Below are 20,464 nucleotides of genomic sequence, written 5' to 3'. Positions count from 1 at the left end.
GAAGAACTCAATGATCTGCGCACTTAAACAAGTTTGCAAGTGTTGGTACGTGCGAGTCCGCACACACCCGATCGGGTCTCCCTACAGGTCGTTGCCGGCGTAGGAGAGGTTGAAGCTCTTGTTGGTCAACGGGAAGTCGGGAACGATCGTGTCGGCCAGCGCGACCGGGAGCGCGGGCCAGTTGAAGAAGCTGGGGTCCACGATCTTCACCCGGCTCAACATCCCGTCGCCGGCGAACTCGACGCGATGCACGATCGTGCCGCGCCAGCCCTCGACGATGCCGACCCCGGACCGGCCAGTCCCCCTGGCGGTCCGCGCAGTCGCGGCGGTTCGACCGCCCAGCATGTCGGTAAGGCTGGTGATCATGGCGATCGAGGTGGCGATTTCCTCTGCACGCACCAGGAAGCGGGACAGGACGTCACCGTCCGTACGAGTGTGAATGGCGCGGGGGAACTCCGAAGACAGAAACGGGTGGTCGTGTCGGGCGTCAATGGCCAGACCGCTCGCGCGGGCTACGACGCCCAGCGTGCCGAGGTCGGCGGCCTGAGCCTGGCTGAGTGGGGCGGTGCCGGTGAACCGGTCGGCCACGACGGTGTTGGACAGTGCCAGCGCGACGATCTCACCGACGTCGACGCCGATCGCGGCCAGCTCATGCGGGTCGGGAAGCGCGGCGATCGTGGCGCCACCGACGTGGATGGCGCCGCGCAGCAGCCGGTGACCGGTGACGGTGTCGTTGATGCGCAGCAGGCGTTCGCGAACGCGCTGGGAGTGGGCGTTGAGCACGCCGTAGGCGACGTCGTTGCACAGCGCGCCGATGTCGGTGACGTGGTTGTAGAGCCGTTCGAGTTCGAGCAGGATCGCGCGGATGCGTTGCGCGTCCTCGGGCACGGACAGACGGTGGGCATCCTCGACGGCGAGGCAGAAGGCGAGGGTGTGGCCGGCGCTGGTGTCGCCACTCACCCGTTCCGCCAGTTCGATCCCGTCCTCCGGAGTGCGGCCGTGGAACAGCTTTTCCAGTCCTCTGTGGACGAACCAGAGCCGCGCCTTGAGGTTGAGGATGGTCTCGCCGACCACGGAGAACCGGAAGTGACCCGGTCCGATCATGCCGGCGTGCACCGGTCCGACCGGGATCTCGTACACCCCCGGCCCCTCCACGGTCCGGAACGGGTACGGGCCGTCGAGGTCTCCGAACTCCGGCGGGTCGCCCGCGCCGGTGAGCATCGGGTACCAGCCCTGGGGCCAGTGGAAGTGGCGTACCAGCCGCCGCGGTAGCGGGTGGCCGGTGGGCACGATGCCGAACAGGTCGTGCATCTCGCGTTCGAACCGTCCGGCCGCGAAGGACAGCCGGGCCAGGCTCGGCACCTCAGGTGCGTCAGGGTCGAGCGGGACGTGCAGTTCGAGCCGCCGATTCGGTGCGGCGGCGGTGAACAGGTACACCGCGCGCAGCCTGCCAGCAGAATGGACACTGCTGTCGTCGTGGCCGGCGACCAGCGCGAGCCGGTATCCCTGTGCCAACAGGGAACTGGCGTGCTCGGGCAGCTCCGCGGGGACGAGGGTCGTGATCATCGGGTCACCATCAGGGTGTCAGTGGCCAGGTCCAGCAGCACCGGCAACGGTCCCGCGGCGACACCGAGCACGGCACACGCGAGCAACCCGCCCGCCAGCGCGATCGGGATCGGCGAGGCCACCGCGGTGTCCGGAGTGGACTCCGGCCCTCCGAGGAGCATCCGGCTGGTACGGACGATCAGGGCGGCGGCGATCACCAGCACCAGCAGCAGCGCGGCAGCGGTCGGCCAGCCGAGACCGGCCGCGAATCCGGCGCGGACAATGCCGAGTTCGCTGGCGAACAGACTGAACGGAGGCAGGCCGATCAGCGCGAGCACGCCGAGACCGAACGTTGCCGCGAGCGCCGGGTGGCGGGCCAGCAGGCCGCGCACGCCGTCGATCTGGCTGGTGCCGGTGAGCTGCAGGACGCGGCCGGCACCGAGGAACAGCACCGACTTGACCAGGCCGTGCCCGAGGACGTGCAGCAGCGCCGCGGCCAGCGCCAGCGGGCTGCCGATCGCGGCGCCGAACGCGACCAGGCCAAGGTGTTCGATGCTGGAATAGGCCAGCATCCGCTTGTAGTCGCGCTGGGCGATCAGCAGAGACGCCGCCAGCAGAAGAGACGCCAGCGCCATCACCACGAGCAGTGTGCGGGCGAACCCGGTGCCGAGTGCGCCATCGCTGATCACCTTGACTCGCAGGATCGCGTAGAACGCCACCGACAGCAGCACACCGGACATCAGTGCCGACACCGGCGCTGGGGCCTGGGAGTGCGCGTCCGGCAGCCACGCGTGCAGCGGAGCCAGGCCTGCCTTGGTGCCGAACCCGAGCACCAGCAACACGATCGCGATCTGGGTGACACCGTGGTCGAGACCGGGTGCATGGGCGGCGAGCGCGGCAAGGTCCAGCCCTGCGGCGCCGGGAGCGTGGGCGGCGGCGAAGTTGAGCACGATGGTGCCCAGCAACGCGAGCGCGATACCGGCCGAGCAGATCACCACGTACTTCCACGCCGCTTCCACGGAGGCGCGGGTGCGGCGCTGCCCGACCAGAAACGCGGTCACGATCGTGGTGGCCTCGACCGCCACCCACACCACGCCGAGATTCGCCGCGAGCACCGCCAGCGCCATGGTGGCCAGGAACAGCTGCACGAGCAGGCTGTGTCGCGCGGCGGTGCGGCCGGCGGCCCGTTCTGCCGCGATCTCCTCCCGCAGATACGCCGGGGTCGCGGCGGTGGCGATCAACCCGACCGCGCCGATCACCAGCAGCATGAACGCCGACAACGCGTCCACGCGCAGCAGTCCGCCCAACGCGGTCAGCGGCCCGGATCGGGTCACCGCGACCGCCAGGACGATCGCGGCGGTCAGCACGACGCCCGCACTCACAGCGCTGATCCACGCGGTGGCGCGTCGCCAGCCGAACAGGAGGTAGGTGAGTGCGCCGAGCACGGGCATTCCCACGGGAACAAGCACAGTCATCAGTCGCGCAACTCCCGCAGTTCGTCGAGGTCGGTGTTGCCGAAGGTCTCCCGCATCCGGGCGGTGAGGATCTGCAGGACCAGCACCGCCAGCAGCACGTCCAGCGACACCCCGAGCTCCACCACGAGGCCCACCCCGGTGGTGGCGAGGAACCCGACCGCGGTGATTCCGTTGTCCATCAACAGAAACCCGACCAGCTGTGACAAGGCGCGACGCCGGGTCACCAGCACGAAGAACCCGATCAGCACCACGGTCACCCCGACCGGGATCGCCTGTGTCGCCGCGGACGGTGCCAGCGCCACCAGCGGCTGCGACACCGCGTAGGCCAGCAATGTCAGCGCGGCGGCGGCCAGCAGCGACGAGGCCACGTTCACCAGCGGGCTGGTCTCCCGCTGCGACTCCCCCAAGCCTGCCAGGGCCCGGCGCAACAGGTGAGGCAGCAGTCCTGCGCGCAGGACCAGGACTCCCACCGCCACGGTCCACAGCTCCACGGAGTTCTCGTGGGCTGCCAGCACACCCACGACGACGGCGAGTACGACCCCCTGCATCGCGAACACCCGGATGATCACCGCGAGTTCGCGGAGCCACAGCACCAGCACGGCGGTCAGCAGCAGTGCTCCACAGGCCAGGTTCAGCAACGACACGTACAGGCTCTCGCTCATCGGCATTTCCCTTCAGGCCAGGAAGAACGAGGCCGCGACTGCAAGCAGGGCCAGCAGGAACGACCCGGCCAGCAGCTCGGGCACCCGGAACAGCCGCAACTTGGCGACGAACACCTCGCCGGCCGCGAGCAGCACGCCGAGCACACCGACCTTCACGACCAGGGCCAGTACCCCGATCAGCAGCGCCACCGGGGCGGCCGTGGCAGCGATTCCCCACGGCAGGAACAGGTTCGCCAGCAGTCCGAGGAACACGGACAACCGCATCGCGGATGCCAGTTCCACCAGCGCCAGATCAGGGCCCGCATACTCCAGCACCATCGCCTCGTGAACCATCGTCAGCTCAAGGTGTGTCGACGGGTTGTCCACCGGCAACCTGCCGGTCTCCGCGATGATCACCACGATCAGGGCGACCGCGGCCAGCAGGCTCACCGGGGAGATCACCCGCGCCGGTTCGTGCAGGGTCGAGGACACGATGGCACCGAGATTGGTCGACCCGACCCGCACCGACAACGCGAAGATCGCCACCAGCAGAGTCGGCTCCACCAGCGCGAGGATCGTCATCTCCCGACTGGCGCCCATCCCGCCGAACGCCGTACCGGTGTCCAGTCCCGCCAACGCGAGCGCCACAGCGCCCACCGCCAGCAACGCCACCACCGCGAACAAATCCGCCGCCGGATCCAGCGCTGAGTCGGTCGTCACGAACGGTGCCACGACCGCGACCACCAAAGTCGTGGCCACCAGCACCAGCGGGGCGAGGCGGAACACCTCACTCGTGCCGCGCGGAGTGATCGATTCCTTGCGCAGCAGCTTGCGCAGATCACGCCACGGCTGCCAGACCCCCGCGCCCGCCCGGCCCTCCAGCCGTGCCCGCACCTGCCGCATCAGCCCGACCAGCAGCGGCGATCCGGCGACGATCAGCACCGGCTGCACGACCCCGCCGACCATTCCGAGCGCGCTCATCGGGTCGCCGCCAAGAGGATCAGCACGCCGCAGACCGCGTAGAAGCCGTAGCCGAGGTAGCGATGCACACTGCCCGTTGCCAGCCCGCGTCCGGCCCGGCCCCACCAGGCGATCAGGCTCAGCACCGGCTGATAGAGGCGCCGCTCGATCCGGTCCGGCACAGTCCTGCGGTACTCCACCGCTCGCACCAGGTACCGGGACTCCTCGTGGTGAGTCACGTCCACGTCCAGCTCCGGCTGCACCACGTCGTCGAACACCCGCTGCAACGGCTCGGCGAACGACGTCGCCGTGTACTCCATCCGCGCCGACATGGGACCCCCGCCGCAGTCCCACAGCCGGGCTTCCCGGCGTGCCCTCCGCACCGCCACCACCCGCACCGCGCCGGCCACCGCGACCATCGCGGCGACCAGTCCGAGCGCGAGCAACAGCGGCGACAACGCACCGGTCACACCGGTCAGCCGCAGGGTCACCTCTCCAGACACCGCGTCCCCGCCTGCCGCGGCCTGCACGGCAGGCAGGATCCCGGCCGGCCAGACGGCGACCATCAGACAGGCCGCCGCCGCGATGCCCATCCCGGCGAGCATGGTGGCCGGGCTCTCGTGTGCGCCCGATGCGGCCTCGCTGCGCGGTTTCGCCAGGAATCCCACCCCGAACGCCTTCACGAAGGTCGCCACCGCCAACCCGGCGGTCAGCGCCACCGCCGCCACCGCGACCGGCATGGCGATCGCCGCCGCCACCCCACCCGCGGGCAACCCGTGGATCAACGACTGCAGCAACAGCCACTCCGACACGAACGCCGTCCCCGGCGGCAACGCCGACGCCGCCAGCGCCCCCAGCCCGAACGCGGCCGTGGTCACCGGCATCGTCGGCCGCAACCCGCCCAGCGCGTCGAGATCCCGGCTGCCGGTGGCGTGCAGAACCGACCCCGCCGCCAGGAACAGCAACGTCTTGAACGCCGCGTGGCCGACCACGTGCACCAGTGCCGCGGTCAGGGCGAGCCCGGCCAGAACACGGTCCCCCGAGGAGGCGAACAACCCGGCGGCGCCGACTCCGATCAGCACCAGCCCCATGTTCTCCGTCGTCGACTGCCCCAGCAGCCGCTTCAGATCCGAGCTCATCGCCGCCTGCAGGATCCCGTACACGGCCGACACCGAGCCCAGTGCGAGCACGAGCAGCCACCACCACGCCACACCACTGCCGAGCAGGTCGACCCCGACCCGCACCAGCCCGTACACCCCGAGGTTCACCATCGCCGCCGACATCAACGCCGACACGTGGCTCGGCGCCTCCGGATGTGCGCGCGGCAGCCAGGCGTGCAATGGCACGATCCCCGCCTTGGACACGAATCCCACCAGCGTCGCTACGAACACAACCGCAGCCACGGCGGGAGAGAGGCGCGGACCTGCTTCGCGCAGTGCGGTGAACGAGTCGTCGCCGGCGTGCGCGACGAACACCATCAGTCCAATCAGGACGGATATGAAACCCAGGTGCGTCATCACCGCGTACCACCGGCCGGCCGAGGCCACCCGCGGGCCACGCCGGTGCTCGGCAACCACCAGCACCAGCGACGCCAGCGCCATCAGCTCCCAGCACACCAGCAACGTGCCCACGTTCGCGGCGGCAGGCACCAGCACCATCGCCACCACGAACAGCGGCAGTGCCACCTGCACGCCACGCGTCCGCAGATCCGCAGTGTCCGCATAGGACATCCCGTAGATCCCGGCGGCCACCGCGACGCCGCCGGTCACCGCCACGAACAGCCCACCCAGCGGGTCCAGCGCCAGCGACACCCCAGACAACGGCAACAACCCGGGCAGCCCAACGGAGAACGAACCCCCGCCCAGCGCCACGGCCCCCGCGAACGCTGCGGCCACACCCGTCAATGCTGTCCCCGCGCCGACCACGGCCGTCCGCGCCGGAACGACGAATCCGGCCACTGCGGTCAGCAGCCCGATGACCACCGCCGCGGCCATACCTGTCGCAGCGAGGTTCATCGGCCGGTCAACTTCCGCAGTCCCTCGACGATCGCCTCCGGCCGCGGCGGACACCCGGCGATCTCCAGGTCGACCGGCACCACGTCACGCACCGCACCGGCCACCCCGTAGGCGCCCGCGAACACTCCGCAGTTGCGTGCGCAGTCCCCGACCGCCACCACCAGCTTCGGCGCCGGGACCGCGTCGAACGTCCGCCGCAGCGGCTCGGCCATGTTGCGCGTCACCACACCGGTCACCAGCAACGCGTCCGCGTGCCGTGGCGAGGCCACCAGCCGCGCCCCGTAGCGCTCACCGTCGTAGACCGGCCCGAACGCCGATCCGATCTCGACCTCGCAGCCGTTGCACGATCCCGCGTCGACGTGCCGGATCTGCACCGACCCGCCCAGCACCGCCGCCTGCGCCGGGCGGTCACCTGCGGGCAGCGGCGGCGCAGGTTCGGCCACTCGCCCGGTCCGGCGGATCTTGCGCCACAAACTCAGCACGCTCTTGCTCCCGCGATGGAGTCGGTAGTTCGAAGGAGGGTGTGGTCACCCCGCCTCGGGGGAGGGACACGGGGTGACCACGGCTCAACCGCCGCGCGGCACCGGCTGGCCGGCGGTGCGGAGATCCTCGAGCAGCTCGACCTGCCCGGACAGCACGGCCGAGAGGATCCGCCGCGCCACGTCCAGCAGCTCGGCCACGTGCGGGCTGGTCAGCGAGTAGTAGACGGTCCCGCCCTCCTTGCGGGTGGTGACCAGGCCTGCCCGGCGCAGCACCGCCAGCTGCTGGGAGAGGTTCGCGGGCTCGACACCCACCTGCCGCACCATCTCCGCGACCGCGTGCTCACGCCCGCTGAGCAGCTCCAGCACCCGGATCCGCGCAGGGTGGCCCAGCGTCTTGAAGAACTCCGCCTTGAGCTGGTACAGCGGCTTGCTCACCCGCTCCCCTCCCTGCTCGCGCGTCGCCCGGCAGCTGGTCGCACGCTTCAGCACTTGCTAACCTTAGCAAGTCCGAAAACACGCACAACCCGTCAGGACCGCACCGTGACCAGAACTCCCGATCGGCTGAGAGTTCTCGTCAGCGACGATCCTGACTGCCGGCACCCGCTGATGCATGCGGCGGATGGCGTGCAAGCCATCGCCGGACAGGTGCATGTCCACCACGGCGACGGTTGTGCGGCCTCATCGACGCCCGTCCGAGGCCGAACTCGGAGAGCTCGGCGTGGTCGAGTACGTGATCAAGGGCGTGCCGAACCGCAAGATCGTCGCCGCCATCCGCCGAGCGGCAGAGGAGAACGCCGACCGATGACACTGCGTGGAACCAGACCCAATCCGGCCCAGTGGCTGTGGTACGCGGTCGGCGGACGACTGCCTCAGCGATGCAGCCCGTGGGTGCTGCACGACGTCACCTGCCGTACCTGGGCGGTGCGCCACTTCGTGCGCGGCCTCGTCCAGATGTCACCGATCCTGCTGTTGCTCCTGCTACCCGGACCGCTCTACATCAGGATCCTGTCGATCGTGCTGGGCATGTGCGTCGGCTACTTCTACTCGATGACCTACATGTGGCACACGACCGAGCACCGCCTGGTCAAACAGGGCTTTGCACGCGGGCTCGGCGAGCAGACCCGCCGGGCCAAACACGCTGAGGCAGACGCACGCGCCAAAGCCGCCTACGAACGGCTTTACCGCAGCAACTCCTGACCTTCGCGTGAAGTACCGCTACTGCTTGGGCGACGCTGAACCGGCCGCACGCGGCGACTGTTGCCGGCCACCTCGGCTGAACACCGTCACGAGGCTGAGCCGCGGACCCAGGTACGACATGTCGTTCGAGTCCAGGTCAGGCTGGATGAAGTGCTTGCGGACGAACTCGTCCATGAGTTCCTCGGCGATCTTCCGATCGCCGGCGCGGCCGGCGTCACGCCGCTGCTTGGTGAACGCTTCGATCGCGGACACCCGGAGGGAAATCCGGCGACGGTCGAACTCGCGCCGCCGGTGGTTGTGCGACTCCACGGAGGCGTAGATGAACAGTGTGAACATCGGCGCGAAGGTCACCGCAAGTGCGACGCCACTGATCGCCGCCAGCTTCTCGATGAGCACCAGGAACAACGGCGACAACAGCAACACGAACACCGCAGCCGCACGCCACCGATTGGCCACTCTGGCATGGTGATCGGCATCCTGCGCATACCGGCCGAACAGCTCGGTACCCCGCAGGATCGTGGTGATCCGCTCCACCTCCTCCCGGGCTTCACGGACGAACGACAGATCCTCGGCGACCTGGGTCGCCAGGTTGTGCCCCGCTTGGCGATAGTGCAGGCGCAGAGCGGCCAGTTCCTCGCCGAGCTTCTCGATGTCCTCCTCTGTCGTGCCCATGGTCAGCGCAACCTTTCCGGGAGTTCGCTGATGACCGCGCGAATGACCACGACGAACGTGCCCACTATCAGGCAGCACGCCGCGAAGACGATGAGCCAGCCCGTTCCTGTCGTCGGCGGATGAAACATGATCAGATCGGCGCCGATGATCGACACCGAGAGGACGGACACGGCCAAGGTCGACCGCTCGAAGTTCAGCAGCGACTGCGGTGTCCGCTGGCTCTTGGTGTTGCTGGAGTCCGCGTACAACCAGATCACCGGCTTTCGCACGATGATCGTGGACACCAGGGCCCACCCGGCGTAGATGGTCAACGTCGCCGTCCACACGTACTCGGGGTTGACCCCAGGAACCGGAGCGTTGTCGAGCGGTTTGAGCAACGTGAGCACACCGTCCGCGGTCAGCGTGACCACCGTGGTCGCGATCGTCAGAAGGAAGGCTTTCGCGTACCGGAGCACGAGTCCGCGCAGGAACCTCTGGTGTCTCGCGATAGAGGCCTCCATCTTCGCCGCCTCCTGAGGCAGGCTTCGCACGTGAGAGGCGGTCTGACGCAACACGTACTCGCGCAGACGTTCGGAGAGCAGGTTCTCGTCGTCGTTCATCGACGCTCCACGCAGATCACCGATCGACTGGGCTTCCTTCAGGATGCGTTTCTTGAGCACGGCTGGGCTGGGCACAAGAAGATTGCGCACGTAGTCGTCGTCGCGAGCGGCGTGCAACTCCCCCACTGTGTGCGACAAGGAAGGCTCCGACACCATGATCCCCGACAGCACGAACCGCGGGTAGATGTGCCCCTTGGCATCGGGTTTGAACGTCCGCGCGGTGAAGTAGAAGAGAATCAGGTCCCGCACGAGTAGGTACAGCGCGGACAGCGGAAGCGCGATCGAGGCGAGCACCGGCAGGAGCGCCAGCCATCGCTCCAGAGAGGCCGGTGCGGGCAAGCCGGGCGATCGGTAGAACAAGAGCAGCAGCAACAGGCTGGAGAAGGTGCCTCCGACGAGCAGCGGCAGCAACGTGAGCAGTCCTGCGCCACTGATGAAGGCGCCGGCGACGCGGTGCAGGGTCGACAGTCGCGTCTCACCTCTTTGCAGATAAGCACGATATTCCTGGAGATCAGGACTCGAACCGTCCTCTGAAGCGTCGTCGGCGGACATCGCGTTCACGGCGCACCCTCCGATCACCCGTTCTGCAAAACGCCTGATCCTCTGATCGAGTGCTCGCTACACGCTGTTACCAAGGCCGCGACCTACCACTCGTTCAGACCATGCGACGGTCCGAGCGCGCGACCGAGCTCGTCACGACGGTCGACCAGCATGCCCATCACGACCAGTTCGGGGTCGGCCTGCAAACGCACCAGGTTCGGGGTCCGCAGCGCGGCCAGAGCTACTGAGTGCGCGTCGATCGGGTCGGTCTTGCGGCCGTTGCCGGTCGCGAACACCCGCACCTGCGCCGACAGCTTCGCCGGCACGTCCAGGACCGTCTCGCCGTCGTGGATCAGCCGGTGGGCGATATGGCGGCCGACGCCGTTGCAGCCCTCGATCGCCCACACCCGGTCGCTGAACCGGCGCCCGGTCGCTAACATCTTGGCATATCCGATCTGGTCTGTGCCGAATTCTCCGGCCGTGATCATGTTGCCGAGTTCGTTGATCACCTCGATTGTGGCCGACCGTTTATGCGGATCCATTCCGATGATCACGGGCATCCGGTTCTCCTTGCCTCGACACGGATATCGGCAAGGAGGGCACCGCTACTTCGAGCAAGGCAGACCCCTTTTCAGCCACTCCTCGCGCGGTGCTCGGCGAGACGCATGCCATGAGAGAGCCACGTCAATGACACCGGCGGGCAGCCGCTGTGAGCGAGCGACTCGCCGAGCACCTGGACCAGAGTCTGGCCGGACCCGGTCCTGCCGCCAGTCTTAAGTAGCCGCTGACAGCGTTCATGAACCTGAACGCGGTCTCGGCACGCAGGAAGTAGCCCTTGCGCTTCGTTCGCGGACCAACGCGATGCCGGGCACCAAGAGCCGTGGTGTCGAACCGCACCATCTCGCCCAGCTCCGACTTCGGCCGGTCGTTCACGTACTTCCGCCCAGCCCGCCCGCCCTGCGCGTCCAGTCCCCACGCCTCAGCGAAGGCACACGGGCAACGAACCGACGACAGGACGTCGTGCGCACCTGCCTTACCGGCTGGGCGTGCTGACTGCAGCGCCCGCCAGTGACGTGACGCAGGTCGGAGCGTCACGACGGGCTATCTGGAACGAGTGTAGTTGGAGTGTCGGACGCGCATTTCACAGTATCCACGATTTTCGAAATATCGACATTCACACAGTCCGTGACGACGTGTGACGATACGTATTCGAAACATTTTCCAAAAATACATCTCTTTTCAGGGCGGTTTTCGAGACGTTTCAGTCCAAACCCGCCCGTTCGAGTGGTTACCCTCCAGCGACCAACGACGGAGCGTCACCGGCGACCGCAAGAAGGCGTCCTATCGGGGGCACTCCAAAGACGTGCTCCATTTGGCGGTCCCATGGTGTGATGATGATTTGACAGCGTACGAACCGCTGAACGGACCAACCGACTGATTTCGGGGTCCTGACACAGAACTTGGGACGAAATAGCTCTGGGGGTCGACTTGTACTGCGAGGGAACATGCACGAAGTCCAGCTCCAGCCATTGTTGGAAAGACACTCCAGACACCATCTGATTCCGGGCGCCCAACTCGCCGTGCACCGCGGCGGAATTACCCGCTCGGTCGAGTTCGGCGTCCAGCACACGGGCGGGCCGCCGATGACGCGGGCCGCGCGCGTGCCGGTGGGGTCGGTCAGCAAGACCTTCACCGCGGCGCTGGCGATGATCCTCGTGTCGGACGGGGATCTTGATCTCGACGAGCCGCTCGCCGAGTACCTGCCCGCTGCCGCGAGTCTGAGCGAGCGGCTCACCGTCCGGCACCTGTTGAGCCACACCGGTGGTCTGCCGTCCGATTCGGACGAGGTCACGGCGTCTACGTTGAGCAAGCACGTGGCCGAGTGCCTGCTCCGCGCCAACCCGTTGCACGAGCCCGGTGACGGGTTCTCCTACTCGAACATCGGATACAGCGCCGCCGGGCATTTGATCGAGGTCGTCACCGGTATGAGCTGGTGGGAGGCCATGTCGTCGGTGTTGCTGCGGCCTCTGGGCGTGGAGGCGCACTTCGTGGTGGCGCCGGACGGACAGAACGACTCGGTGCCGGGGCACGCGGTCAATGCCGAACGGCACCGGGTCGTGCCGGTGCACCAGTCGCTCACGCTCGTGGACGCGCCCGCCGGCGCCGTCGCGGCCAGTGCGATCGATCTCGTGCGGCTCGGCCGGATGCTCGCCGGCGAGGGGCCGACGCTCGTGGACGACGCCCAACTGCGGGAGATGCGGACTCCCATGGACGGTGCGGAGCCGTTCGGGATGGCCGATGCTTGGGGGCTCGGCGTGGCGTTGTTCGAGGGCGGGTGGTTCGGCCACGACGGCACCGGGGACGGCACGTCCTGCCACCTGCGCGTGCATCCGGAAAGCGGTGCCGTGGTCGCGCTCACGACCAATGGCAGCACCGGATTGGCGATGTGGCACGAATTGGCTCGCGCGCTCGGCGTCGGTGACTACGACGGTTGTCGTGAGCTGGGGGAACGGGTGGTGGCGACGCCACCGGGCTGCGTGGGACGTTTCTACAACGGCGACACCGAGTATTCAGTGGTGCCGGGCGAGAATGCGCCGCTGCGACTCGTCGTGGACGGTGAGCCGTTCGCCGAGTTGACGCTCTACGACGGACTGCGGTTCCGAATGCGCGACGTCGACACCGGTGACACTTCGCAAGCCGGACGTTTTCTGCGCGGTTCCCCCGGCCGCGACATCGGGTGGTTGCAGGTGGGCGGCAGGCTCGCCCGCCGCGTCGCCTGATCATTCCCTCACCCTTCCGACTGATCCCCCGGAAAGGCGCCTCCCCGTCATGTTTCTCACGGCACTGTTCCGCGCCAGAGTGGCGTCGTCCCCGCACGCGCCCGCGGTCATCGCGCCGTCTGGCACGCTCACGTACGCCGAGCTGGACGTCCGCACCAACCGGCTGGCGTGGTGGTTGCGCGAGCGAGGGGCCGGTCCCGAACGGGTCGTGGCGCTGCGGATGCCGAGGTCGGCCGAGATCGTGGTGGCGCAGCTGGCCGTGCTGAAGGCAGGAGCCGCCTACCTCCCCGTCGACCCCGCCTATCCCGCCGAGCGGATCGACTTCATGCTGCGCGACGCGGCGCCGCTGCTCACCCTCGAGTCCGCGGTGGACACGAGCGGGATGCGGGACGTCGATCCGGAGGCCGAGGTCGACCCGGCGCACCCGGCGTACGTGATCTACACGTCCGGTTCGACCGGGCGGCCGAAGGGCGTGGTCGTCACGCACGCCGGGCTGGCGAACTTCGCGAGCGCCGAGATCGAGCACTTCCAGGTGCGGCCGGGCGACCGGGTGCTGCAGTTCTCGTCCCCCAGCTTCGACGCCTCGGTGCTGGAGCTGTGCATGGCGCTGCCGTCCGGCGCGGCGCTGGTCGTGCCGCCGGAGGGCCCGCTGCTGGGCGAGCAGCTCGCGGAGGTGCTGCGGGACAACAGGATCACGCACGCGCTGATTCCGCCCGTGGCCATGGCGACCGTGCCGGAGGTCCCGCTGCCCGACTTCCGCACGCTGATCGTCGGCGGTGACGCCTGCACGCCCGAACTGGTCGAGCGCTGGTCGCCCGGCCGCCGGATGATCAACGCCTACGGGCCGACCGAGTCCACGGTCGTGTCGACGTGGAGCGAGCCGCTGAGCCCCGGTGGCAGCCCGCCGATCGGCACGCCGATCCCCGGCACCGTCGCCCACGTGCTGGACGACGACCTGCGGCCGGCGGCCGAGGGAGAGCTGTACGTCACCGGCACGGGTCTCGCTCGCGGCTACCTCGACCGGCCGGGCCTCACCGCGCAACGGTTCGTCGCCAACCCGTTCGGACCGGGGCGCCTGTACCGCACCGGTGACGTCGTGCGGTGGCGCGACGGCGTGCTCGAGTTCGTCGGGCGTGCCGACCACCAGGTGAAGATCCGCGGGTTCCGCATCGAGCCCGGTGAGATCGAGGCGGTGCTGCGCGACCACCCAGGTGTGCGCGAAGCAGTCGTCGTCGCGCGCTCCGACCAGGGGCTCAAGCGACTCGTCGCCTACGTCACCGGCGAGGCCGAGCGGACCGACCTGCGCGCGCTGGTGGCCTCCAGGCTGCCCGAACACATGGTGCCGTCGGCGTTCGTCGTCCTGGACGCGTTCCCCATGAGCCCCAACGGCAAGCTCGACCGATCGGCGTTGGCAGAGCCGTCGGGCGGCGCGGAGACGGCCACGGCCCCGCGCACACCTGCCGAACACCGGGTCGCGCAGGTCTGGGCCGAGGTGCTCGGGCTCGACGCGGCCGGCCCCGAGGACGACTTCTTCCAGCTCGGCGGCGACTCGGTGCTGGCCATGAGGACTCTGACGTTGCTGGGCGGCGGACTGCCGTTGCGCGCGCTCTTCGAGCACCGCACGGTCGCGGCGCTGGCCGCAGTGCTGCCGGACGACAGACCCGCCGAGATCCGGCCCACCCACACCGGGCAACCGGTGCCGCTGTCCCGCACGCAGAAGCGGCTCCAGGGCGCGGAAGGCCCGGACAGCAACACCGCCGTCGGCGTGCGGCTGACCGGCTCGCTTGACCTCACCCGGCTGCAGCACGCACTGGACCTGCTGGTCGCCCGGCACGACGCGCTGCGCACCACCGTCCACGGTCACGTCCAGGTGATCAGCCCGCACGGCGCGGTGCGGCTGGAGCTCGCCGACGATCTGGAGGCCGAGCTGGCGAAGCCGTTCGACCTGCGCACCGGACCGCTGACGCGGGCGCTGCTCACCCGCGACCAAGTGCTCGTGCTGTGCCAGCACCACATCATCACCGACGGCCGTTCGGTCACCGTGCTGCTCGACGAGCTGGCCAGGCTCTACGAGGGCGAGCAACTGCCGCGGCCGCGCCTGCAGTACCCGGACTTCGCGCTGTGGCAACAGGAACAGCCGGTGCCCAGCGTGGACTACTGGCGGCACAAGCTCGACGGTCTCGAGCCGCTCGACCTGCGCACCGACCGGGTGCGCCCGCCACTGCGCTCGACGGCGGGCGCGGTGCTGCGGCGCAGGCTGGGAGCAGGGCTCGTGCAGCGGCTGACCACGCTGGGCCGGGCGCACGACGCGACGCTGTTCATGACGCTCACCGCACTGGTGAAGGTGATCATGGCCCGTCACAGCGGGCAGCGCGACATCGCGGTCGGCACGGTGAACGCCGGACGCGACCGCGCGGAGCTGGACGGCGTCTCGGGCTTCTTCGTCAACACGCTGGTGCTGCGCACGTGGCTCGACCCCCGGCAGCCGTTCACCGCCTACCTGGACCAGGTGCGCGACACGGTGCTCGAGGCGTTCGCTCACGACGACGTGCCGTTCGACCAGCTCGTGGAACAGCTGCGGCCCGACCGCGACCCCAGCCGGACACCGCTGGTGCAGGCCGTCGTCGCGCTCCAGCAGCCGCTGCTCACGCGCACCGCTTTCGGCGACCTGGCAGCCGAGGAGGTCGACCTGCCACGGCCGGCCGCGCGATTCGACCTCGTCACCGAGTTCTGGCCTGCCCAAAACCGTGGTGAGGGCGACGACCTCACGCTGACGCTGGAGTACAACACCGATCTGTTCGACGCGAGCACGATCGAGCGCATGGCCGACGACCTCGTCGCGCTGTGCGAGGCCGTCACCGCGAATCCGGACCACGACCTCGTCGAGTTCGCGGGTGAGGCGGAGGACGTGGCACGTGTGCGCGGGTTCCGCGTCGACCCGGCGGTGGTCGAGAAGGTCCTGCGCCGGATGGTCGACGACGCGCACGTGGTGATGCACGACGAACGGCTCGTCGGCTACGTCACGCGGGCGAATCCCGCAGAGCTCAAGGGTGTCCTGAGCCAGGTGCTGCCGGACTACCTCATCCCGTCGGCGTGGGTGGTGCTCGACGAGATCGACCGCGCGAACCTGCCGGAACCGCCGGCGCCGCGGATCGAGCGCGCCCGGTTCGTCGCGCCGCGCACACCGGTCGAGGCCGTGCTCGCCTCGGTGTTCGCCGAGGTGCTGGGCGTCGGCCAGGTCGGGGTGCGCGACGGGTTCCTGGAGCTGGGCGGCGACTCGATCCTCGCGATCGGCGTCGTCACCAAGGCGCGGGCCGCCGGTCTGCACCTGTCCGCGCGCGACGTCTTCCAGCACCAGACGATCGCTGAACTGGCTCCTCGCGTGCGGTCCTCCAGCCGGGCGAGCGCGGAGCAGGGCACGGTCACCGGAGACGTGCCGCTCACGCCGATCCAGCGCTGGTTCTTCGACCACCACGACGGGCTCAGCCGGTTCCACCAGTCCGTGGTGCTCGACTTCGCCGAAGACGTTGACGCCGAACGACTGGCCAGGGCCGTCAGCACGGTGGTGGCGCACCACGACGCCCTGCGGACGCGGTACACGTTCGACGACGGCTGGCGCCAGCGCATCGAGCCGTCCGGGCACTCGCAGCTGGAGACCGAGATCGTGGCACCGCGCCAGGTCAGGTTGTCCGCACACCACCTCGTCGTGGACGGCATCTCGTGGCGGATCATCGCCGAGGACCTGCGCGCCGCCTACCGCGGCGAACCGCTGCCACCGAAGACGACCTCGTTGCGCGAGTGGGCACACCAGCTCGCCGGCCACGCCCGAACGGGCGGCTTCGACGACGAACGAACGCATTGGGAGCAGCTCACCGGTGGCAGCTCCAAGACGGGCACCACCGCTTCCCAGCGCGGCGTCACGGTCCGACTGTCCGGACAGGACACCCGACGCGTCCTGCGCGAAGTGCCGCCCGTGTACCGCACTCAGGTCAACGACGTCCTGCTGACCGCGCTCGGATGCGTACTGAGCGGCTGGACCGGTTCCCGGCGAGTGCTCGTCGCCCTGGAGGGCCACGGCCGCGAGGAGCTGTTCGACGGCGTCGACCTGTCCCGCACGGTCGGCTGGTTCACCTCGATGTTCCCGGTCGCCCTCGACGTACCGGAAGCGGGCTGGGGCGAGACCCTCAAGGCTGTCAAGGAACAGCTGCGGGCGGTCCCCCGGCGCGGCATCGGCTACGGAGCCCTGCGGTACCTCACCGGCGACGGCCTGCCGGACGTCACGCCGGAGGTCGGGTTCAACCACCTCGGCCGGTTCGACGACGACCAGCGCGGCATGGACCTCGACGCCGACCCGGACGCACCGCGCCCGCACGCCATCGACGTGGTCAGCCGCGTCGAGGGCGACCAGCTCGAGGTGACCTGGTTCTACAGCACCGAACTGCACGACGAGGCGACGATCACGCGGCTGGCGGACGAGATGCTGGTGGCGTTGCGGGACATCGCGCACCACTGCGCGCAGCCGGACGCCGGCGGCCGCACACCGTCGGACTTCCCGCTCGCCCGGTTGGACCAGGCCTCCTGCGACCGGATCGCGCTGCCGCACGTCGAGGACGTCTACCCGCTCACGCCGATGCAGGCGGGCATGGTGTTCCACTCCCTCGACGGCGTGTACGTGCAGCAGACCAGTTTCGTCGTGACCGCGGACCCGGACGAGCTCGCGGCCGCGTGGCAACGGGCCGTGGACCGCACGCCGGTGTTGCGCAGCAGCGTGGTCTGGGAGGGCGTGCCGGAACCGGTGCAGGTCGTGCACGCGCAGGCACCGGTGCCGATCCGCCATCTGGACTGGACTCGCGGGGATCGCGAGGAACTGCTGCGGGCTTTGCTGGAGTCCGACCGCGTTGAGGGCATGGACCTCGCGACCGCGCCGTTGATGCGGCTGACACTGGCCCGCCTGCCGGAGGACGAGGTGCAGGTGTTGTGGACGTTCCACCACGTGCTGCTCGACGGCTGGAGCGTCTTCCAGGTGCTGACCGACGTTCTCGGCGAACCGGCGGAACGGCCGCCGTTCCGCGACTACGTCGAGTGGCTGCACCACCAGGACGACGAGCCGGCCGAGCGGCACTGGCGCGAGGTGCTCGGCGACTTCACCGAGCCGACGCCGTTGCCGTTCGACCGGACACCGTCCGGGCAGCACGGCTCCAGCACCACGGCGAACCTGCGGATCTCGTTGTCCGCCGAGGAGTCCGCCGCGTTGTACGCGTTCGCCCGCGAGCAGCGGCTGACGCCGGGATCGGTCGTACAGGGCGCGTGGGCCGTGCTGCTCGCCCGCTACGGCGGACGCGACGACGTGTGCTTCGGCGCCACCGTGTCCGGCAGGCCCGCCGATCTGCCCGGCGTCGACGACATCACCGGGATCTTCATCAACACCCTGCCGGTGCGCGTGGCCGTGGACGACCGGGCGCCCGTCGCGGCCTGGCTGCGCGGCCTGCAGGAGACGCAGGTCGAGGCGCGGCGGTTCGAGCACGTGCCGCTGACCGACCTGCGCGCCTGGAGCGGCGTCGAGGGCGGGGTGAACCTGTTCGACAGCGTGCTGGTGTTCGAGAACTACCCGGCGCAGGGTCTGCCGCTGCGCGACCTGCGAGCCGTCGAGACGACGAACTTCCCGCTCAGCGCCACGGTCTACCCGGACACCGAGCTGACCGTGCTGCTCGGGTACGACCCCGCGGCGTTCGACGAGACCACGGCGCGCAGGCTCGGCGGCCACCTGCGCGTGCTGCTCACCGGCATCGCAGAGAACGCCGATCGGCAGGTCGGTGCGCTGCCGCTGCTCACAGCGGACGAACGGCAGCGGGTCCTGGTCGAGTGGAACGACACCGCGCACGAGGTGCCGGACCGCACCCTGCTGGATCTGCTGGCTCCCCACGGTGAAGAGGCCGTGCGGTTCGAGGGCGAGGCGATCAGCGGCGCGGAACTGGAACGGCGGGCGAACCGCCTGGCGCACCGGCTGATCGCCGAGGGCGCCGGTCCGGAACGGGTGGTCGCCGTGTCGCTGCCGCGGTCGTTCGACCTGGTCGTGACGCTGCTGGCCGTGCTCAAGGCGGGTGCGGCCTACCTCCCGATCGACGCCGGACTGCCCGCCGAACGCGTCGCGTTCATGACCGATGACGCCGGCCCGGTGCTGGTGATCGACTCACCGCTCGACGCCTCCGGCTACCCGTCCACAGCGCCCGAGACCGCCCTGACCCAGGACCACCCCGCCTACGTGATCTACACGTCCGGCTCGACGGGCAGGCCCAAGGCCGTGGTCGTGCCCCACCGAGGGGTCGTCAACCGTCTGTTGTGGACACAGCACGAGTACGGGCTGACACCGGACGACCGGGTGCTGCAGAAGACACCTGCGAGCTTCGACGTCTCGGTCTGGGAGTTCTTCTGGCCGCTGATCGCCGGCGCGACGCTGGTGGTGGCCAAGCCGGAGGGCCACCGCGATCCGGCGTACCTGGCCGACCTCGTCCAGCGCGAGTCGATCACGACCGTGCACTTCGTGCCGTCGATGCTGCGAGCGTTCCTGCGCGAGCCCGCCGCCAAGGGCTGCACGGGGTTGCGGCGGGTGCTGTGCAGCGGCGAGGCACTGCCGCCGGATCTGGTGCGGGCCTGGTACGAGACGATCGACGTGCCGCTGCACAACCTGTACGGGCCGACCGAGGCGTCCGTGGACGTCACGAGCTGGGCGACCTGTCCTGGCGCGGACGTCGTGCCGATCGGCAGACCGGTGTGGAACACCGCCTTGCGCGTGCTCGACGCCGAACTGCGGCCGGTGCCGCCGGGTGTGCCCGGTGAGCTGTACCTGGCGGGCGCCCAGCTGGCCCGCGGTTACCTGAACCGGCCGGGACTCACGGCCGGGAGGTTCGTCGCCGATCCGTTCGGCCGGGCGGGCACGCGCATGTACCGCACCGGTGACCTCGCCCGGTGGCGGCCTGACGGCTCCGTCGAGTACCTGGGACGCACCGACCACCAGGTGAAGATCCGCGGGCTGCGCGTGGAGCTCGGCGAGATCGAGGCCGTGCTGGGCGATGCCGTCGTGGTCGTGCGGGACGAACGGATCGTCGCTTACGTCACGACGCCGGACGTGGACGCGCTGCGCAAAGCCGCGGAGGCCGCGCTGCCGGACTACATGGTGCCGTCCGCGATCGTGCGACTGGACGAGTTCCCGTTGAGCCCCAACGGCAAGATCGACCGGCGCGCCCTGCCCGATCCCGAGTGGACACCGGTCGAACACGTCCCGCCGCGCACGCCGGCCGAGGAGGCCGTCGCGTCGATCTGGGCCCAGGCGCTCGGTGTCGGCCGGATCGGTGCCGAGGACGACTTCTTCGCGCTCGGTGGTGACTCCATCCGCGGCATGCACGTCACCTCGCTGCTGCGCGACGCGTTCGGTGTCGAACTGAGCCCACGCGACGTGCTGTCCGCGCGCACCGTCGCCGCACTTGCCGACCTCGTCGAGGAACTGATCCTGCGCGAGCTCGAGCACACCGCTTCCCTCAACGAACTCTGAGGACCACGA

14 protein-coding genes are annotated in these 20,464 nt (G+C 69.4%); 4 read left to right on the top strand and 10 right to left on the bottom strand.

All coding sequences use genetic code 11. The annotated features are described in order from the left end of the window. Nucleotides 1–81 precede the first annotated feature (81 nt). The 7 genes from IG04_RS0103830 to IG04_RS0103800 all read right to left on the bottom strand — a co-directional run bounded on the left by IG04_RS0103830 (nt 82) and on the right by IG04_RS0103800 (nt 7,553). Complete coding sequence (locus IG04_RS0103830; protein WP_030475106.1) at nt 82–1,566, bottom strand: hydrogenase large subunit; 1,485 nt, start codon at nt 1,564–1,566, stop codon at nt 82–84. Next, the gene (locus IG04_RS0103825; RefSeq protein WP_030475105.1) at nt 1,563–3,020 is read right to left on the bottom strand and encodes a proton-conducting transporter transmembrane domain-containing protein; all 1,458 of its coding nucleotides are present in this window, start codon (nt 3,018–3,020) and stop codon (nt 1,563–1,565) included. The genes IG04_RS0103830 and IG04_RS0103825 overlap by 4 nt, the downstream gene beginning before the upstream one ends. Then, nucleotides 3,020–3,682, bottom strand: coding sequence for a hypothetical protein (locus tag IG04_RS0103820; protein ID WP_030475104.1), 663 nt, complete (start codon nt 3,680–3,682; stop codon nt 3,020–3,022). The genes IG04_RS0103825 and IG04_RS0103820 overlap by 1 nt, the downstream gene beginning before the upstream one ends. A 12-nt stretch (nt 3,683–3,694) precedes the next feature. Next, the gene (locus IG04_RS0103815) at nt 3,695–4,642 is read right to left on the bottom strand and encodes a respiratory chain complex I subunit 1 family protein (protein WP_030475103.1); all 948 of its coding nucleotides are present in this window, start codon (nt 4,640–4,642) and stop codon (nt 3,695–3,697) included. Continuing rightward, nucleotides 4,639–6,636 (bottom strand): proton-conducting transporter transmembrane domain-containing protein, encoded by a 1,998-nt coding sequence (locus IG04_RS0103810; RefSeq protein WP_030475102.1) that lies wholly within the window; start codon nt 6,634–6,636, stop codon nt 4,639–4,641. The genes IG04_RS0103815 and IG04_RS0103810 overlap by 4 nt, the downstream gene beginning before the upstream one ends. Continuing rightward, nucleotides 6,633–7,118, bottom strand: coding sequence for an NADH-quinone oxidoreductase subunit B family protein (locus tag IG04_RS0103805; RefSeq protein WP_211257665.1), 486 nt, complete (start codon nt 7,116–7,118; stop codon nt 6,633–6,635). Before IG04_RS0103805 ends, IG04_RS0103810 begins: the two co-directional genes overlap by 4 nt. An 84-nt stretch (nt 7,119–7,202) precedes the next feature. Further along, nucleotides 7,203–7,553 (bottom strand): ArsR/SmtB family transcription factor, encoded by a 351-nt coding sequence (locus IG04_RS0103800; protein ID WP_030475100.1) that lies wholly within the window; start codon nt 7,551–7,553, stop codon nt 7,203–7,205. A 214-nt stretch (nt 7,554–7,767) separates the two neighbouring features. On the opposite strand from IG04_RS0103800, the gene IG04_RS46250 reads away from it, so the two are divergent. Both IG04_RS46250 and IG04_RS0103790 read left to right on the top strand, forming a co-directional pair. Then, on the top strand, nt 7,768–7,923 hold the full coding sequence (locus tag IG04_RS46250) for a hypothetical protein (RefSeq protein ID WP_157512863.1): 156 nt from the start codon (nt 7,768–7,770) through the stop codon (nt 7,921–7,923). Beyond that, nucleotides 7,920–8,315, top strand: a complete 396-nt coding sequence (locus IG04_RS0103790; protein WP_030475099.1) for a DUF5313 family protein — start codon at nt 7,920–7,922, stop codon at nt 8,313–8,315. Before IG04_RS46250 ends, IG04_RS0103790 begins: the two co-directional genes overlap by 4 nt. An 18-nt stretch (nt 8,316–8,333) precedes the next feature. Here IG04_RS0103790 and IG04_RS0103785 read toward each other — a convergent pair whose 3' ends face one another. The 3 genes from IG04_RS0103785 to IG04_RS0103775 all read right to left on the bottom strand — a co-directional run bounded on the left by IG04_RS0103785 (nt 8,334) and on the right by IG04_RS0103775 (nt 10,686). Next, the gene (locus tag IG04_RS0103785; protein WP_030475098.1) at nt 8,334–8,987 is read right to left on the bottom strand and encodes a hypothetical protein; all 654 of its coding nucleotides are present in this window, start codon (nt 8,985–8,987) and stop codon (nt 8,334–8,336) included. A gap of 2 nt (nt 8,988–8,989) precedes the next feature. Beyond that, the gene (locus IG04_RS0103780; protein WP_144065265.1) at nt 8,990–10,147 is read right to left on the bottom strand and encodes a hypothetical protein; all 1,158 of its coding nucleotides are present in this window, start codon (nt 10,145–10,147) and stop codon (nt 8,990–8,992) included. Nucleotides 10,148–10,230: 83 nt separating this feature from the next. Further along, complete coding sequence (locus IG04_RS0103775) at nt 10,231–10,686, bottom strand: IS110 family transposase (protein ID WP_030475096.1); 456 nt, start codon at nt 10,684–10,686, stop codon at nt 10,231–10,233. A gap of 945 nt (nt 10,687–11,631) precedes the next feature. On the opposite strand from IG04_RS0103775, the gene IG04_RS0103770 reads away from it, so the two are divergent. Both IG04_RS0103770 and IG04_RS0103765 read left to right on the top strand, forming a co-directional pair. Next, a complete protein-coding gene (locus IG04_RS0103770; protein WP_030475095.1) occupies nt 11,632–12,906 on the top strand; it encodes a serine hydrolase domain-containing protein in 1,275 nt (424 codons plus the stop codon). Between the two features lie 49 nt (nt 12,907–12,955). Continuing rightward, entirely contained in the window at nt 12,956–20,455 is a 7,500-nt protein-coding gene (locus tag IG04_RS0103765; RefSeq protein ID WP_051768842.1) for a non-ribosomal peptide synthetase, read from the top strand. The last annotated feature ends 9 nt before the right edge of the window (nt 20,456–20,464 follow it).

This window comes from Lentzea albidocapillata (genome assembly GCF_000719115.1).
Lineage (GTDB): Bacteria > Actinomycetota > Actinomycetes > Mycobacteriales > Pseudonocardiaceae > Lentzea > Lentzea albidocapillata.
The sequence above is the reverse complement of the archived record's forward strand: the minus strand, read 5'-3'. Positions and strand labels throughout refer to the sequence as shown.

What these genes read in the sequence shown, in the direction of transcription:
- IG04_RS0103775 (WP_030475096.1), bottom strand. Translation starts at nt 10,686, where the DNA reads ATGCCCGTGATCATCGGAATGGATCCGCATAAACGGTCGGCCACAATC.
- IG04_RS46250 (WP_157512863.1), top strand. Translation starts at nt 7,768, where the DNA reads ATGTCCACCACGGCGACGGTTGTGCGGCCTCATCGACGCCCGTCCGAG.
- IG04_RS0103765 (WP_051768842.1), top strand. Translation starts at nt 12,956, where the DNA reads ATGTTTCTCACGGCACTGTTCCGCGCCAGAGTGGCGTCGTCCCCGCAC.
- IG04_RS0103815 (WP_030475103.1), bottom strand. Translation starts at nt 4,642, where the DNA reads ATGAGCGCGCTCGGAATGGTCGGCGGGGTCGTGCAGCCGGTGCTGATC.
- IG04_RS0103785 (WP_030475098.1), bottom strand. Translation starts at nt 8,987, where the DNA reads ATGGGCACGACAGAGGAGGACATCGAGAAGCTCGGCGAGGAACTGGCC.
- IG04_RS0103770 (WP_030475095.1), top strand. Translation starts at nt 11,632, where the DNA reads ATGCACGAAGTCCAGCTCCAGCCATTGTTGGAAAGACACTCCAGACAC.
- IG04_RS0103825 (WP_030475105.1), bottom strand. Translation starts at nt 3,020, where the DNA reads ATGACTGTGCTTGTTCCCGTGGGAATGCCCGTGCTCGGCGCACTCACC.
- IG04_RS0103820 (WP_030475104.1), bottom strand. Translation starts at nt 3,682, where the DNA reads ATGAGCGAGAGCCTGTACGTGTCGTTGCTGAACCTGGCCTGTGGAGCA.
- IG04_RS0103830 (WP_030475106.1), bottom strand. Translation starts at nt 1,566, where the DNA reads ATGATCACGACCCTCGTCCCCGCGGAGCTGCCCGAGCACGCCAGTTCC.
- IG04_RS0103810 (WP_030475102.1), bottom strand. Translation starts at nt 6,636, where the DNA reads ATGAACCTCGCTGCGACAGGTATGGCCGCGGCGGTGGTCATCGGGCTG.
- IG04_RS0103790 (WP_030475099.1), top strand. Translation starts at nt 7,920, where the DNA reads ATGACACTGCGTGGAACCAGACCCAATCCGGCCCAGTGGCTGTGGTAC.